The 14,470-nt window shown below is 67.8% G+C and carries 15 protein-coding genes; 5 read left to right on the forward strand and 10 right to left on the reverse strand.

Annotated features, from left to right (window positions below; genetic code table 11):
- Positions 1-165: 165 nt before the first annotated feature.
- A complete protein-coding gene (locus Atro_RS02700; protein WP_497926322.1) occupies positions 166-1,137 on the forward strand; it encodes a site-specific integrase in 972 nt (323 codons plus the stop codon).
- 232 nt (positions 1,138-1,369) lie between these two features.
- Positions 1,370-1,930, forward strand: a complete 561-nt coding sequence (locus Atro_RS02705; protein ID WP_497926323.1) for a phosphoribosyltransferase family protein — start codon at positions 1,370-1,372, stop codon at positions 1,928-1,930.
- A 15-nt stretch (positions 1,931-1,945) separates the two neighbouring features.
- Here the strand turns inward: Atro_RS02705 and Atro_RS02710 are convergent, their stop codons facing one another.
- Both Atro_RS02710 and Atro_RS02715 read right to left on the reverse strand, forming a co-directional pair.
- Positions 1,946-2,578 (reverse strand): dienelactone hydrolase family protein, encoded by a 633-nt coding sequence (locus Atro_RS02710; RefSeq protein WP_497927741.1) that lies wholly within the window; start codon positions 2,576-2,578, stop codon positions 1,946-1,948.
- A gap of 23 nt (positions 2,579-2,601) precedes the next feature.
- A complete protein-coding gene (locus tag Atro_RS02715; RefSeq protein ID WP_497926324.1) occupies positions 2,602-3,282 on the reverse strand; it encodes a phosphoribosyltransferase in 681 nt (226 codons plus the stop codon).
- A gap of 116 nt (positions 3,283-3,398) precedes the next feature.
- Between Atro_RS02715 and Atro_RS02720 the strand changes: the two genes are divergently transcribed.
- Entirely contained in the window at positions 3,399-3,878 is a 480-nt protein-coding gene (locus tag Atro_RS02720; RefSeq protein WP_497926325.1) for a BCAM0308 family protein, read from the forward strand.
- Positions 3,879-3,899: 21 nt separating this feature from the next.
- Here Atro_RS02720 and Atro_RS02725 read toward each other — a convergent pair whose 3' ends face one another.
- Positions 3,900-4,724 (reverse strand): FAD/NAD(P)-binding protein, encoded by an 825-nt coding sequence (locus Atro_RS02725; protein WP_497926326.1) that lies wholly within the window; start codon positions 4,722-4,724, stop codon positions 3,900-3,902.
- A 217-nt stretch (positions 4,725-4,941) separates the two neighbouring features.
- On the opposite strand from Atro_RS02725, the gene Atro_RS02730 reads away from it, so the two are divergent.
- Positions 4,942-5,565, forward strand: coding sequence for an Hsp20/alpha crystallin family protein (locus tag Atro_RS02730; RefSeq protein WP_497926327.1), 624 nt, complete (start codon positions 4,942-4,944; stop codon positions 5,563-5,565).
- Positions 5,566-5,772: 207 nt separating this feature from the next.
- Here Atro_RS02730 and groL read toward each other — a convergent pair whose 3' ends face one another.
- The 3 genes from groL to phnN form a co-directional block, all read right to left on the reverse strand.
- Positions 5,773-7,386 carry a chaperonin GroEL gene (groL, locus tag Atro_RS02735; protein ID WP_497926328.1) on the reverse strand — a complete coding sequence of 538 codons (1,614 nt, stop codon included), beginning with the start codon at positions 7,384-7,386 and terminating at the stop codon, positions 5,773-5,775.
- Positions 7,387-7,389: 3 nt separating this feature from the next.
- Entirely contained in the window at positions 7,390-8,331 is a 942-nt protein-coding gene (locus tag Atro_RS02740; protein ID WP_497926329.1) for a universal stress protein, read from the reverse strand.
- A gap of 91 nt (positions 8,332-8,422) precedes the next feature.
- Entirely contained in the window at positions 8,423-8,971 is a 549-nt protein-coding gene (gene phnN, locus Atro_RS02745) for a ribose 1,5-bisphosphokinase (RefSeq protein ID WP_497926330.1), read from the reverse strand.
- A gap of 281 nt (positions 8,972-9,252) precedes the next feature.
- Between phnN and Atro_RS02750 the strand changes: the two genes are divergently transcribed.
- Positions 9,253-9,873, forward strand: coding sequence for a thermonuclease family protein (locus Atro_RS02750; protein WP_497926331.1), 621 nt, complete (start codon positions 9,253-9,255; stop codon positions 9,871-9,873).
- An 8-nt stretch (positions 9,874-9,881) separates the two neighbouring features.
- Here the strand turns inward: Atro_RS02750 and Atro_RS02755 are convergent, their stop codons facing one another.
- Genes Atro_RS02755 through Atro_RS02770 form a run of 4 tightly spaced genes read right to left on the reverse strand, consistent with a single transcriptional unit; the run spans position 9,882 to position 14,276 of the window.
- Positions 9,882-10,484, reverse strand: coding sequence for a nucleotidyltransferase family protein (locus Atro_RS02755; protein ID WP_497926332.1), 603 nt, complete (start codon positions 10,482-10,484; stop codon positions 9,882-9,884).
- Positions 10,481-11,497 (reverse strand): XdhC family protein, encoded by a 1,017-nt coding sequence (locus Atro_RS02760; protein ID WP_497926333.1) that lies wholly within the window; start codon positions 11,495-11,497, stop codon positions 10,481-10,483. The genes Atro_RS02755 and Atro_RS02760 overlap by 4 nt, the downstream gene beginning before the upstream one ends.
- Complete coding sequence (locus tag Atro_RS02765; protein ID WP_497926334.1) at positions 11,497-13,809, reverse strand: xanthine dehydrogenase family protein molybdopterin-binding subunit; 2,313 nt, start codon at positions 13,807-13,809, stop codon at positions 11,497-11,499. The genes Atro_RS02760 and Atro_RS02765 overlap by 1 nt, the downstream gene beginning before the upstream one ends.
- A complete protein-coding gene (locus tag Atro_RS02770; protein ID WP_497926335.1) occupies positions 13,806-14,276 on the reverse strand; it encodes a (2Fe-2S)-binding protein in 471 nt (156 codons plus the stop codon). The genes Atro_RS02765 and Atro_RS02770 overlap by 4 nt, the downstream gene beginning before the upstream one ends.
- Between the last annotated feature and the right edge of the window lie 194 nt (positions 14,277-14,470).

Raw genomic sequence — 14,470 nt, forward strand, 5'->3', positions numbered from 1 at the left:
CTCCGGCTTATTTCGTACTGTTTTACATATTACGTAATTACATACTAATTTTCATCCAAATAAGCGATCAAAATTGCAATCTCTAAGATTTGATAATGAAGGATTATCCGCTGACAGCCACGCAGGCAGCTGCGAGAATGGCGCTTTTCGTACTGGAGACGGACGATGAGCGAGATCGAGCGTTACCTGCAGGCCGGCACCCGGGAAAACACCCGGCGCAGCTACCAGACGGCCATCGAGCACTTCGAGGTGAGCTGGGGGGGATTTCTGCCGGCGACCAGCGACAGCGTGGCGCGCTATCTGGTCGCTCATGCCGACAAGCTGTCGCTCAACACGCTGAAGCTGCGCCTCGCCGCCCTGGCCCAGTGGCACATCACCCAGGGCTTTCCTGATCCGACCAAGGCACCGGTGGTGCGCCAGGTGCTCAAGGGCATCCGCGCCCTGCATCCGGCGCGGGAAAAGCAGGCCGCGCCGTTGCCGCTGCAGCATCTGCAACAGGCCATCGGCTGGCTCGATGCCGAGGCCGACGAGACTGTCACCCGGAACGACAACGCCGCCCTGCTGCGCTGCCGACGGGATGCGGCGTTACTGCTGATCGGTTTCTGGCGCGGCTTTCGCAGCGACGAGCTGTGCCGTCTGGAGGTCGAGCGCATCCAGGCGGTGGCCGGCGTGGGCATGGAGATCCACCTACCGCGCAGCAAGGGCGACCGCGACTTTCTCGGCACTACCTACCGCGCCCCGGCGCTGAAACGGCTGTGTCCGGTACAGGCCTATCTGAAGTGGATCGAGCTGGCCGGCCTGACCCAGGGGCCGGTGTTCCGCCGGCTCGACCGCTGGGGCAACCTCGGCGCGGAAGGCCTCAACCCCAACAGCCTGATCGCCCTGCTGCGGCAGATCCTCGAACGTGCCGGGGTGCCCGCCGAGTCGTACAGCAGCCACTCGCTGCGCCGCGGCTTCGCGACTTGGGCTGCAGCCAATGGCTGGGACCTCAAGAGCCTGATGGGCTATGTCGGCTGGAAGGACGTGAAATCGGCCATGCGCTACATCGACCCCACCCTGTCCTTCGGCGGATTGGCCGTTCAGTCGCTTCCTGAGCACCAAACCGCTTCCCTGGCGAAGCTCGCCGATCCGCTTTAGCCGCTTTTCTGTTGATTACAGTTTTTAGATGAGAGTGTGTTTGAGATTAATTGGGTGAAGTTTTCACAGACCATTGATTTCCGATTTCAGTAAAATTCTCGAGAAATACCCCACGTGACCCGTGCGGCTTGGAGGCTATTTTCTTGGCCGCTTGCAGCGGTATACGCTGCCCCAACATGGCTGCCCGAAGCCGATCGGCTATGGTTTCAGGGAGCTGGCAATAAGTGCGGGGATGGTAATGAGCGGCGTCGAGCGGCAGCTGTGCATCTACACTGGCGTCGAACTGGAACAGGTGCTGCAACGCATGGCGCAACAGGCCGCACAGCTGTTCCAGCCGGGACGCCCGCTGCGCGTGGTAGGTCTGCTGCGGCGCGGCGAACCGCTCGCCCGGATGCTCGGCGAGCGGCTGCGCCCCTTGCTCGGACTGGCCGAGCTACCGGTCATCCCCTTACGGGTCAAACGCTATGCGGACGACCTGACCCTGCTGCACCCCACTACCCTGCTGGAGGAAAACCCGGCCCTCGCCGGCCTGGAGCTGGCCGGCACCCCACTGCTGCTGGTCGACGACGTGCTCTATGGCGGGCACTCGCTGCTACGCAGCTGCGCCTACCTGAGCCGGCTGGGAGCCGACGAGATACGTACGGCGGTGCTGGTCGACCGCTGCGCGAGCAGCCAGCCGGTGCATGCCGATATCTGCGGGGTTCGTTTACAGATCGCGCCGGGAGATATCATCGATTGCCACGTCCCGCCCTATGAGACGGAGTTTCGCATCGATCTGCGCCGCCGCTGCTGAGGTGTGCCGGGCGTTTCAATCCGCCAGGTGCTGGAGGAACCACTGGCCGGCCAGCCGCTCCACCTCCTCCAGGGTGCCCGGCTCCTCGAACAGATGGGTCGCGCCCGGCACCACCTCCAGCGCATGCTGGCACTGCAGCCGCTCGGCGGCCTTCCGGTTCAGGGCGAGAACTTCGTGGTCCAGTTCGCCGACGATGAACAGCGCGGGCGCGTGCACCTTGTCCAGCACATCGGCCGCCAGGTCGACGCGCCCGCCACGGGAAACCACGGCGGCGACGTCGGCCGGCCGCGCCGCCGCGGCGATCAACGCGGCAGCAGCGCCGGTGCTGGCGCCGAACAGGCCGATCTTCAGGTCGCGCAACTCGGCGTTGGCGCGCAACTGGTCGACCACCCCGCTCAGCCGCTCGCCGAGCAGCGGAATATCGAAACGGAACTGGCGGGTCACCTCGTCGATGGGCTGCTCCTCCTCCGTGAGCAGGTCGAACAGCAGGGTAGCCATCCCCAGTCCGTTGAAAAAGCGCGCGACGCTGCGGTTGCGCGGGCTATGCCGGCTGCTGCCGCTGCCATGTACGAACACCACAAGCCCCTGCGCCTCCTCCGGGGCAATCAGGTCGCCATGCAGCCTGACCTTGCCCAGGGGGAAACGCATCGGATGCGGCACAACAGGACTCTTCATGCTTGTCTTTCTCCATCGTTCTTTTGGTCTGACCATGCCTGTCGCAGCAACTCCTGTACTTCACGGTCGGAAGTCTGGCTGAAATCGCGATACCAGTAGCCGATCGCGCCGAGTTCCTGCGGCGTATACAGGCAGATTACCCGATCTGCCTGCCGGAGTAGCTGGGCAACCGTTTCCGGCGCACCGACCGGCACGGCAACGATCACCTGCATCGCCCCGAGGAGCTTCACCGCCTCGATGGCGGCACGCATGGTGGCACCGGTCGCCAGACCGTCGTCAATCAGGATCACCGGCCGCTCGCGCACCGATGGCAGCGGCCGCTCCCCGCGATAGGCGCGCTCGCGGCGCTGCAGCTCCTGGAGCTCCCGCTCGGCGACGACGTCGACGGTAGCCGGCGGCACATGGGCGTAGTGGACGATGTCTTCGTTCATCACTCGCACGCCACCGCTGGCAATAGCGCCCATCGCCAGCTCCTGATGACCCGGCAGGCCGAGCTTGCGTACCACCAGGATGTCCAGCTCCAGCCCCAGGCGGCTGGCCACCTCGTAGGCCACCGGCACGCCTCCGCGCGGCAGGGCCAGCACCAGGCCATTTTCCCAGCGGCCTTCCTTCGCCAGCCGCTCAGCCAGGGCCCGGCCGGCATACACCCGGTCGGGAAAGGGAATGTTCAGGTTCATTTGCGCGGCTCCGCTGCACTTCTATGCTTTGAGTCTGGACCAAGAAATCCGCGTCATGGATGGGCAGGCGGAAATCGCGACGGATAGCCGAACTCCCGATGCAGCGAGGTGCTGTCATGGACACGCGACATGATCAACTGTACCAGCCTGAAGTCCACGATCCCTATCTCCGCCACTGGCATGCCCACGGCAATGCGCTCTGTCCGGAGTGCGGGGTTTCCTACCAGGCGGGACGCTGGTCCTGGCAGGCACTGGACGACGCCGAGCATGCCGAGCGCTGCGTTTGCCCGGCCTGCCGGCGCATCGCCGACAAAGCCCCGGCCGGCAACCTGACCCTGTCCGGCCGCTTCGTCAAGGAACACACCGACGAGATCTGCAATCTGCTGCATAACACCGAAGCGCTGGAAAAGCGCGAACATCCCCTCGAGCGGCTGATGGGCATCGGCGACGAACCCGAAGGGCTGGTGGTGACGACCACCGGCATACACCTGGCGAATCGCCTGGGGCACGCGCTGGAGGCGGCCTTCAAGGGCCATGTCGACTACACCTACAGCGACGACCGGACGGCGCTGCGGGTCCGCTGGGAACGCAACTGAATACTGGACGGCCGCGCCAGCTCAGCAGGGCCGGCGCGCATCCTGCTCCTCGGCGAGCAGGTCGAGATAGCGGTCGTAGCGATAGACCGGTCCTTCCTGACAGCTCGAGCTGCGCCCGACATGACAACGGCCGCAGCGCCCCATGCCACACTCCAGACGCCGCTCGACCGACAGCCAGACGCCCGTCGGCGGCACCCCGTGCGCCAGGCAGAGTTCGGCGACCCCCTGCATCATCGGCTCCGGTCCGCAGCAGAGCACGGCCTCCGGAGGCTGGCTGGCGAGCAGGGCCCGCAACGGCTCCAGCGGACTGCAGCCGACGCGCCCGTCCTCGCGCCGCTCGAGAATCTCGATAAGCTCCAAATGGCTTCGCCACTGCGCGCGCTCCGCGGCCAACACCTGATGGCCGGGACTGCGCGCACCGTAGACCAGGGTCAAGGCGTCCTGACGGCCTCCGCGGATCAACGCCTCGACCATCCCGGCCAGCGCCGCCAGGCCGCTGCCGCCGGCGACCACCAGTACCCGCCGGATGCCCGACAGTTCGGGCCAGCCAATGCCGAAGGCACCGCGATAGCCCAACCGTGTGCCCGGCTCCAGCCCGAACAGGGCGGAACTCACCATGCCCTCCTTGCGGATCAGCGCCGAGAAGCGTCCCTGCCAGTCCGGCGGACGGACATAGGTGAAGGGCGCCTCGCCCACGCCCGGCACCGTCAACATGAAAAACTGCCCGGGCATGACCGCCTGATCGCCGGGACGCGGCGACTGGAGAGCGAAGCTGAAGCGCCTGGCCCCCTCGCCTTCGTCGTGGAACTCGAGCAACTGCATGGGCCGCGGAACCAGGCTGACCATGATGATTCGATCCTCTGCATAGGATGCACATGACAGGCGGGGGTGCCATTACCCTGAAACAAGCGGCGGGTATGGCGAGGGAATACTATCCTTTCCGTGCAGCGCACTGTCCGGTATTTCGTCGCCTGCCCGGGGCCGGACATAGAATTCGGCCGGGCATGTGCTTGACTGTTTTGCGCTCGCACTTCTTTCCATCACCCCTGTGGAGGAAACAGTCATGGCTCAAGCAGATCAAAACGTTCCCGTCAGCCGGGAACAGCAGCCCCAGCAACCCACGTCCCTCTCCGAGTCCGGTAACGACCCCTGGCGCCCGCTGAGCAACCTGCGCCGGCAGATCGACCATCTTTTCGAGGATTTCGATCGCTTCTCGCCGTTCGGATCGATGATGGGGCGCAACGCCTTCAACTTCGGCAACATGATGGAACCCTTCGGCCGGGGCGCCGCCGGCGGCATGAACATGCCTGCGGTGGACATCGTCGATCAGGAGCAGGCCATTCTCATCACGGCTGAACTGCCCGGCATGGACGAGCAGAACATCGAGCTCAAGCTGTGTAACGGTAACCTGATGCTCAAGGGCGAGAAGAAGAGCGAGCGTGAAGAGAGCGGCAAGGGCCGTTACCTCTCCGAGCGCAGCTACGGCTCCTTCCAGCGCAGTTTCGCCCTGCCGGACAGTGTCGATGCCGACAAGATCGAAGCCAGCTTCGACAGAGGCGTGCTGACCATCACCCTGCCGAAACGGCCGGAAGCGCAGCAACCGGAGAAGTCCATCGAGATCAAGCGCGGGGAAGCGGCTTCCCAGCAGAACCAGCAGGACGCCACGGGGCAGACCACCCACCACTGAAGGACTGGCCCACGATCGCCAAGCAGTCCGCATAACCCAGGTCTCTGGGGCGCGAAGATGAGCAGGCCGCAACCCGGCCACCCTCATCGGGGGCGCCCCAGCCAAAGAGTCCGAGGCTTCGGCCCTTCTCTCCCTGAACCACTTCCCTCCCCTCCGGGCCGGCGATGCCTGCCTCGCTGCGGATCGCCGCCCCCATACGGCGGCCCCTCACTCCGGCAGGCGCGGCTCCTCGGGCTTGGGTTCGGGCAGCTCGGTCATGGTCGCCTCGGTCAGCAGCAGGATGCTGGCGACCGACACCGCATTCTCCAGAGCCACCCGCACCACCTTGGTCGGGTCGATGATGCCGGCCTCGAACATGTCGACATAGCGGTTCTGTGCCGCGTCGAAACCGACGTTGCCCTCCTCGGCGAGCAGTCGGGCGACCACCACGCCGTCGTCCACCGCGGAGTTCTCGGCGATGGTCCGTACCGGCATTTCCAGGGCGCGACGCAGGATCTGCAGGCCGGTGCGCTCGTCGCCCTCGGCCTGCGCCTCCTCCGCGAGCAGCGCCGGCACCGCGCGCAGCAGCGCCAGACCGCCGCCGGGCACCATGCCTTCGGCGATCGCCGCCTTGGTCGCGGAAATCGCATCGTCCAGGGCATCCTTGCGGGCCTTCATCTCCGCCTCGGTCGGCGCTCCGGCGCGGATCACCGCCACGCCGCCGGCCAGCTTGGCCAGGCGCTCCTGCAGCTTCTCGCGGTCGTAGTCGCTGCCGGTCTTGTCGATCAGGGCGCGGATCTGCTTCATTCGTGCCTCGAGCGCCGCCGAGTCGCCGGCGCCGCCGATCAGGGTGGTGCTTTCCTTGTCGATCACCACCCGCTGGACGCGGCCGAGCTGGGCCAGGGTGGTGTCCGCCAGGCTGCGTCCCAGATCGCGGCTGATCACCTCGCCGCCGGTCAGGATGGCGATGTCCTCCAGCATGTCCTTGCGCCGGTCGCCGAACCCCGGCGCCTTGATCGCCACCGCATGCAGCACGCCGCGGATGTGGTTGAGGATCAGCGTGGCCAGGGCTTCGCCCTCGATGTCCTCGGCGATGAACAGGAGCGGCCGACCGGCCTTGGCAACCTCCTCCAGCAGGGGAATGAGGTCCTGCAGCAGGCTGACCTTCTGTTCGCAGAGCAGCACGAAGGCATCCTCCAGCACCGCCTGCATCTTCTCGGGGTCGGTGACGAAGTACGGCGACACGTAGCCGCGCTCGAACTGCATGCCCTCGACCACCTCGAGGATGGTCTCGGTGGTCTTCGACTCTTCCACCGTGATCACGCCCTCGCCGCCGACCTTCTCCATGGCCTCGGCCACCAGTTCGCCGATCTGCTCGTCGTTGTGCGCGGAGATGCTGGCGACCTGCGCCTTTTCCTTGCGCGCCACCACCGGCCGCGACTGCGCCTGCAGGGAGGCGACGGTCACCTGCAGGCCGCGGTCGAGGCCGCGCTTCAGGTCGATGCCGCTGGCGCCGGCGACCACGTTGCGCACGCCGTCGGCGAAGATCGCCTGGGCCAGCACCGTGGAGGTGCTGGTGCCGTCGCCGACCGCCTCGCCGGTGCGCTCGGCGGCCTGGCGCAGCATGGCCGCACCGAGGTTCTCCTCGGCGTCCTCCAGATCCAGTTGCTTGGCGATGGTCACCCCGTCGTTGCAGACCGTCGGCGAACCCCATTGGCGCTGGATCAGCACCGACTTGGACTTCGGTCCCAGAGTCACGCGCACCGCGTCGGCCAACTGGGTCGCCCCTTGCAGGACCTTCTCGCGTGCCGCATTGCGAAACAGAATACGGGTCTTGGCCATGCCTCACCTCCGGTGGTATTCGGGTTCGCAGACCCCTTCCGGGTGAACCACCAGCACGCTGCAGGGCAGCCGGTAAAGCAGCGCCTCGCTGGTGCTGCCGAGAATCTCGTATTCGAGAGACTTGCGCAGGCTGCTGCCCAGCACCACCACATCGATTTCGCTGCGGATGGCGTAATCGGTCAAGGTCGGCACCGGCGGCCCCAGCAGGAAATGCCGCTGCCGCTCCGGCACCCCGTGGCGGTCGGCGAGCAGGCGGAAAGACTCCTGGGCCGTGCTCTTCATTTTCGCTCCCAGCGTGCCGAGCCAGGGCAGGTTGAGCGTGGCGCTGCCAAACGGCTGGCCGCCCATGGCGTTGCAGGCATGCAGCAGGTGCAGCTCGGCGCTGCATTGCAGGGCCAGGTCGCCGGCCGCGCGGATGATCCGGTCGTTGAACTCGCTGGCCCCGTCGGTGTGCACGAAGGGATCGACCGCCGCCGCCACCTTGTGCGGCAGCGGATTGTGCGCATCGGTCACCAGATGCAGCGGCACCGGGCAGCGACGCAGCAGTTGCCAGTCCAGCGGGGTGACGAAGGCGCGCATCACCGCCGACTCCGGACGCACGTCCTTGATCACCAGGTCCACCGGCATTTCCCGCACATGGGTGATGACTTCCTCGGCTGGACGCTTGGTCCAGACCACTTCGGTGGTCACTTGCAGGCCCTGGTTGCGCAGGATCGAGGCCTCCTCCTCCAGCCATTCGCGATGTCCGGCCAGATAGTTGTCCACGGCCTGTTTCATCCCCTCCGGGTTGAACCGACCGACCGCCGCCAGGGTTTCCACATGGGTGAACAGCGCCATGTGCAGGGAAGCGCCACAGGCCCTGGCCAGGGCGACGGCACGCTCGAAGGCCGGCGTTCGGCACATGTCCGGGGTGACGACCAGCAACAGGTGTTGGAACTGGCTCATGGGCAAACCCTCCGGGTGACAGGCCACGCATTCATAGTAGTAGGCCTGCCGGGGAGCGGCTCGCAGCGCGCTACCCGGACGGAGAGTGCCGCTAGTGCCGCTGCACGGCCTGCAGCAGCTGTCCGAGCGCCATTTCCAACGCTCCGCTGTTGTCGATGACGATGGCGTCCGCCGGCCGCTGCACCGACAGCCGCCGGGCGCGCTCGACCCGTGCGGCGATCTCCTGCGGCGTCTCCCGGCCGCGGGCGCTCAGGCGCTGCTGCAGCAGCGCCGGGTCGACCTGCAGCAGCAGCGGCACCAGACGCCGGCCATAGCGCAGCCGGGCCTGCTCCAGATGGGCGCGCGAGCCGTTGACCAGCACGTCCAGCCCCCGCTCCAGCCAGCAATCGATCTCCAGGCCGACGCCGTAGCGGTAGCCGTTGGCACCCCAGTGCAGGGCGAAGGTGCCTAGCCTCAGGCGCTGCTCGAACTCGGCCTCGCTCAGCCACAGGTGGTTTTCCCCCTGCAGCTCGGGCGGCCGGGTGATGTAGCGCGAGGCGATCAGGCAGGAGCAGGCGCCGAGCCGTTCGCGGGCGCGGAGCAGCAGGGAGTCCTTGCCGGCTCCCGAGGGGCCCATCAGATAGAACAACCGACCCTGCATATTCATCTCTCCCCCACGCCATAGCGGCGAACCAATGTGCCGAAGCGTTCCGGTAAAAGCACAAGAATCATGCTGTCATTCGAACAGCAATTGAAAATTTCAGGGATTGCTTGTGCTTGGTTATGCAGGTTGTCCCTTGTGAAGATAATGATTGCCATCACTGAAGCCATTAGCTAGCATTTTGCCCGGTATGTGACCAGGTTCAATGATTTCAGCCGAGCGGCTTGAGAACAAGAGCATTCACTGCACGGGGGAGCGATGCCCCCGCAAGGAGGCGAACAATGACCCATCGCACCCCCTCTACACACCAGACAGCCGTCAAAGGCAGCCTGCTCTCCATGTTGCTGCTGCTGGGCAGCGGCCAGGCCCTCGCCGAGGAGATCGCCGGCCAGGTGATCGAGGTCATCGATGGCGACACCCTCAGCCTGCTTACCTCCGACGACTGGCAGATCCGCGTCCGTCTGGCCGGTATCGACGCCCCGAACGCCGACCAGCCCTACAGCGACAAGGCCAGGCAGACGCTCTCCGCCCTGGCCCTCGGCAAGCGCGCCACCCTGCAGGTGCAGGCCCGCGATCTGAGCGGGCGCAGCATCGCGCAGATGTTCATCGAGGGGCAGGACATCAATCGCGAACTGGTCCGGCGCGGCGCAGTCTGGGTAGCCCACGACCATGCCAGCCCGCCGGCCCACCTGCTGCCCGACGAGACCGAGGCCAAGCGGGCGCGCCGCGGACTCTGGGGCCAGCCGCAGAAGGACATAGTGGCGCCCTGGGTGTGGAGCAACAGCAAGCGCGAACCCCTGCAGACGGTGGTCTCGAGCTGCGCCGGCCGCTCCGGCACGCCGAACTGCCCCGTGCGCCGCCTGAACTGGGCGCCGCAGGAAGAACAGCAACCGCGGCACTGAGCCTCCCCTCACGCAGGCCGTGCTTCCGTGAAGGCCAGCGCGCTCGGCTCATCGACATCCCAGAGCACGCCACGATCCTCGACCGCCAACTCGTGCACCGGCCCCTCGCGCAGCAGACGCTTCGCTCCGCGCTCGCCATCCAGCGCCATGAGCGCCGCCTGATAAATGCGGCCGAAGCCGACCGGATGCCCGTAGCGCCCCTGCCAGGTGGGCACCACCAGCGGTTGCTCCTTCAATGCCGCCAGCACACGCCCGACCGTTGCCGGCAAGACGAACGGCATGTCGCCCAAGGCGATCAGCCAGCCCGCGCAGTCCGCCGTCCGCGCCACCGCCGCGGCGATGCTCTGGCCCATCCCGGCTGAGTCCAGGGTCAGGACTTCGCAGCCGTGCGCCTCACCCAAGGCGATCACCCCGCCATTATCGGGGCGGGTCACCAGCAGGATTCGCGCGAGATTCGCCCGCAGAGCCAGCAGCGCATGCTCCAGCACCGCCCGCTCGCGGCCGTCGCGACCGCAGCAGTGCGCCAGCAGCTTGTCCTGCCCTTCCCCTGCGGCCGCGCGATAGCGGCTGCCCTGCCCCGCCGCCAGCAGCACGGCGCAGATGCCGCTCATACCGGCTGTCCGTTCGCCTGCGGGGCCGACTGGGCGGCAGCGACCCTATCGTTGGCGCCCCCGTCTTTAGTGACCCCGTTCTTCAGCGCGACGATCTGGGCCAGCAGCGACAGGGCGATCTCCGCCGGCACCCGGCTGCCGATCGGCAGGCCGATCGGGCCGTGCAGACGTTCGATATCGCTTGCCGCCAGACCGAGGAAGGCCAGACGCTCGCGGCGCTTGGCGCTGTTGACCCGCGAGCCGAGGGCACCGACGTAGAAGGCGCGCGATTGCAGCGCGGTGAGCAGCGCCATGTCGTCGAGACGCGGATCGTGGGTCAGCGCGACGATGGCGGTGCGCTCGTCCGGCTCGATGGCCAGCACGGCGTCGTCCGGCATGCCGGGCACGAAGCGGGCGGTGCCGTCCTCCCAGCCGAAGGCGAACTCCTCGCGCGGATCGCAGATCAGCACCTCGAAGTCGAGCATCCGCGCCATCTCGCTGACATAGCGCGACAGCTGCCCCGCGCCGATCAGCAACAGGCGCCAGCGCGGTCCGTAGACCGCGCGCAGGCGCTGCCCGTCGAAACTCAGGGCATCGCCGCGGGAGGCCTCGTGCAGACTGACCGCGCCGCTGGAAAGATCCAGCTCGCGGGCAATCAGCTCGTGATTTTCGCAGCGCGCCAGCAGCGCCTCGACCCAGCCGGTCTCCAGTACCTCCTCCTCGGTCAGGCGCAGGGTGCCGCCGCACGGCAGGCCGAAGCGTGCCGCTTCCTCGCGGGTCACCCCGTAGGTCACCAGGGACACCGGCCGGCCCGGCGCGCTGCGCCCGTCGCGCAGCCGCTCGATCAGGTCGTCCTCGATGCAGCCGCCGGACACCGAGCCGATCAACATGCCGTCGCCGCGCAGGGCGAGCATGGCGCCGGGCGGCCGGGGCGCGCTGCCCCAGGTCTGCACCACCGTGTAGAGCAGCACGCGCTGGCCGGCCTGCCGCCAGGCCAGCACGCTGCGCAGAACATTCAGGTCGGCACTGTCCATCAGGCCTCCCACCAGCCTTTGAGCTGGTCGCGGATCGGCAGTTCGCGAATGCGCTTGCCGGTGGCGGCGAAGATCGCGTTGGCCAGCGCCGGGCCGACCGGCGGCACGCCCGGCTCGCCGACCCCGCCGAGCGGCACCTCGCCGGCCGGACGGACCGGATGCACGGCGATGGTCTTCGGCGCCAGCGGCAGGCGCGCCACCTCGTACTGGTGCAGGTTGCTCTGCTGCACCCGACCGTCCTTGAAGCTGATCTCGCTGACCACGGTGTTGCCGAGGCCCATCACGCAGGCGCCCTCCATCTGCGAGCGGATGCGCTCGGGGTTGATCTGCGGGCCGCAATCCACCGCCATGTCCGCCCGGTGCACGACCAAGGCGCCGTCGTCCCGGACCTCCACATCGAGCACCACGGCGACATAGGTGACGAAGCTGTAGTGCACCGCCAGTCCCAGGCCGCGGCCCTTGGGCAGCTCCTTACCCCAACCGGCCTGGCGGGTCGCCTCCTCGACCACCGCGCGCAGGCGGCCGGTGTCGATGGGATACAACGCGGGAGACTCGCCATGGTTCCAGGTGTCGCCCAGGCTGTGCGGATCGATCCGGCGCGCCGGCCCGAGCAGCTCCAACAGGAAGTCGCGGTGATCCCGGCCGGCGGCGGCAGCCAGCTCGGCGATGAAGCTCTGCACGGCGAAGGCATGGGGAATGTTCGACACCGAGCGGTACCAGCCGACCCGGGTGTGGGCCGCCGCCTCGGGGTTCTCCAGGCGCAGGTTGGGCAGCGCGTAGGGCATGCTGACGAAGCCCATGCCCAGCTCGATGGGGTTCTCGTGCCTGGGGTCCGGTCCGAACAGCGCGCCGATGCTCGGCGCCACGCTGCGGTGCAGCCAGGCGCTCGGCTTGCCGTCGGCGTCCAGCGCGCCGCGCAGGTACTCCACCGAGACGGTGTGGAAGTAGGAATGCTGCAGGTCGTCCTCGCGGGTCCACTGCACGCGCACATGGCGGCCGGGGAACTCCTTGGCCAGCAGCGCCGCCTCAAGGATGAAGTCCGGCTTGGACTTGCGGCCGAAGCCGCCGCCGAGCAGGGTCACGTTGACCTTCACCTTGTCGAAGGGAATGCCCAGGCGCTCGGCGATGCGCTCGCGGGTGACCTGCGGCGCCTGGCTGGGCGCCCAGACCTCGCAGGCGCCGTCGGCGAAGTAGGCGGTGGCCACTGGCGGCTCCATCGGCGCCTGGGCCAGGTGCGGAATGTAGTACTCGGCCTCGACCAGCCGCCCGCCCCTGGCGAACACCGCCTCCACGTCGCCGGCCTCGCGCACCACCTTGCCGGGCGCTCTCGCCGCCCGGCTCAGGGCCTGGTGGTAGGCGACCGAGTCGTAGGCGGCATTGGCGCCGTCCTCCCAGTCGAGCTTCATGGCCTGCCGGCCCTTGATCGCCGCCCAGGTGTTGGCGGCCACCACCGCCACGCCGCCCAGCGGCTGGAACTCCGAGGGCAGCGGCGAGCCGGCGATCTCCAGCACCTTGACCACGCCCGGCACCTGGAGCGCGCCGCTCGCCTCCAGCGTCTTCAGCGTGCCGCCGTAGACCGGCGGGCGGGCCAGCACCGCGTAGAGCATGTTCTCGAAGCGCGGGTCGAGGCCGTAGACGGCACGGCCGTTGACGATGTCGGCGCCGTCGATGGCGCGGGTCGACTCCTTGCCGATGTAGCGGAACTGCTCCGGCGCCTTCAGGCGCAGGCTGTCACGCGCCGGCACCGGCAGGGCCGCGGCGGCTTCGGCCAGCTCGCCGTAGCCGAGGCTGCGCCCGCTCGGGACGTGCACGACCTTGTGCAGCTCGGCCCGGCATTCGCCGACCGGCACCTGCCAGCGCTGGGCGGCGGCCTGCTCGAGCATCTGCCGCGCCGCCGCGCCGCAACGGCGCAGCGGCCCGAACCAGTGGCGCATGCTGCGCGAGCCGTCGGTGTCCTGGTTGCCGTAGCGCTGCTCGTCGCCCGGTGCCTGCGCCACCCGCATCATCGCCCAGTCGGCCTCCAGCTCGTCGGCGACCACCATGGCCAGGCTGGTGCGCACCCCCTGGCCCATCTCCGAGCGGCTGCAGACGAAGGTCACCAGCCCATCGGCGCCGAGGGCGAGGAACACCTTGGGATCGTCGACCCAGCCGTTGTCCATACCGTCGGCGCCGTACTTGCGCTCCGCGGCGACAGCTTGGCGCCAGCCCCAGCCGGCGGCGATCAGCAGCGCGCCGCCGGCCGCCACGCCCTTGAGAAAGCCGCGCCGGCTGAGGTTGGCGACGGCGAAGTCGTCCATGTCCGTCCTGCTCATGCCTTGCCCTCCCGCAGCTTCCGGGCGGCGACCTGGATGGCCGCGCGAATCCGGTTGTAGGTGCCGCAGCGGCAGACGTTGCCGGCCATCGCCGACTCGATCTGCGCCTCGTCGGGGTTCAGGTTGCCCTTGAGCAGTGCGGTGGCGGTCATCAGCTGACCGCCCTGGCAGTAGCCGCACTGCGCCACGCCGAGCTCCAGCCAGGCGTCCTGCAGCGCCTGCCCGACCGGGTCGGCGTGCAGCGCCTCGAGGGTGGTGACCTTCTTGCCGGCCGCCACGCCCACCGGCGTGATGCAGGCACGGGTGGCCTGGCCGTCGACATGCACGGTGCAGGCACCGCACAGGCCCATGCCGCAGCCGAACTTGGTACCGCTGTAGCCGGCGACGTCGCGGATGGCCCACAGCAGGGGCATGTCTTGCGGCACGTCGAGGGAGTGATCCTTGCCGTTCAGGTTGAGGGTGATCATGGAGGTGTCCGTGCGTGGTCCTGAGTCCGTGGGAGTGGGTCCGGGAAGGCCCCCGGGTGGAGAGCGTTAGCGAAAACTGTAGCGGTGCCCGCGAAACCCGGGGCGCATCAGGCCTGACGATGCGTATGAGATCCTCCGGGGCAAAGCGGGCTGCGGACAAGCGCCGCAAAAGACGGGTTAATCTATCTCATGTA

The sequence above is a fragment of the Azotobacter tropicalis genome (assembly GCF_059739045.1).

Coding starts and splice junctions, on each gene's coding strand:
- Atro_RS02760 (WP_497926333.1), bottom strand. CDS start 11,497: ATGGACAGTGCCGACCTGAATGTTCTGCGCAGCGTGCTGGCCTGGCGG.
- Atro_RS02765 (WP_497926334.1), bottom strand. CDS start 13,809: ATGAGCAGGACGGACATGGACGACTTCGCCGTCGCCAACCTCAGCCGG.
- Atro_RS02740 (WP_497926329.1), bottom strand. CDS start 8,331: ATGAGCCAGTTCCAACACCTGTTGCTGGTCGTCACCCCGGACATGTGC.
- Atro_RS02700 (WP_497926322.1), top strand. CDS start 166: ATGAGCGAGATCGAGCGTTACCTGCAGGCCGGCACCCGGGAAAACACC.
- groL (WP_497926328.1), bottom strand. CDS start 7,386: ATGGCCAAGACCCGTATTCTGTTTCGCAATGCGGCACGCGAGAAGGTC.
- Atro_RS02725 (WP_497926326.1), bottom strand. CDS start 4,724: ATGGTCAGCCTGGTTCCGCGGCCCATGCAGTTGCTCGAGTTCCACGAC.
- Atro_RS02720 (WP_497926325.1), top strand. CDS start 3,399: ATGGACACGCGACATGATCAACTGTACCAGCCTGAAGTCCACGATCCC.
- Atro_RS02705 (WP_497926323.1), top strand. CDS start 1,370: ATGGTAATGAGCGGCGTCGAGCGGCAGCTGTGCATCTACACTGGCGTC.
- Atro_RS02750 (WP_497926331.1), top strand. CDS start 9,253: ATGACCCATCGCACCCCCTCTACACACCAGACAGCCGTCAAAGGCAGC.
- phnN (WP_497926330.1), bottom strand. CDS start 8,971: ATGCAGGGTCGGTTGTTCTATCTGATGGGCCCCTCGGGAGCCGGCAAG.
- Atro_RS02755 (WP_497926332.1), bottom strand. CDS start 10,484: ATGAGCGGCATCTGCGCCGTGCTGCTGGCGGCGGGGCAGGGCAGCCGC.
- Atro_RS02710 (WP_497927741.1), bottom strand. CDS start 2,578: ATGCGTTTCCCCCTGGGCAAGGTCAGGCTGCATGGCGACCTGATTGCC.
- Atro_RS02730 (WP_497926327.1), top strand. CDS start 4,942: ATGGCTCAAGCAGATCAAAACGTTCCCGTCAGCCGGGAACAGCAGCCC.
- Atro_RS02770 (WP_497926335.1), bottom strand. CDS start 14,276: ATGATCACCCTCAACCTGAACGGCAAGGATCACTCCCTCGACGTGCCG.
- Atro_RS02715 (WP_497926324.1), bottom strand. CDS start 3,282: ATGAACCTGAACATTCCCTTTCCCGACCGGGTGTATGCCGGCCGGGCC.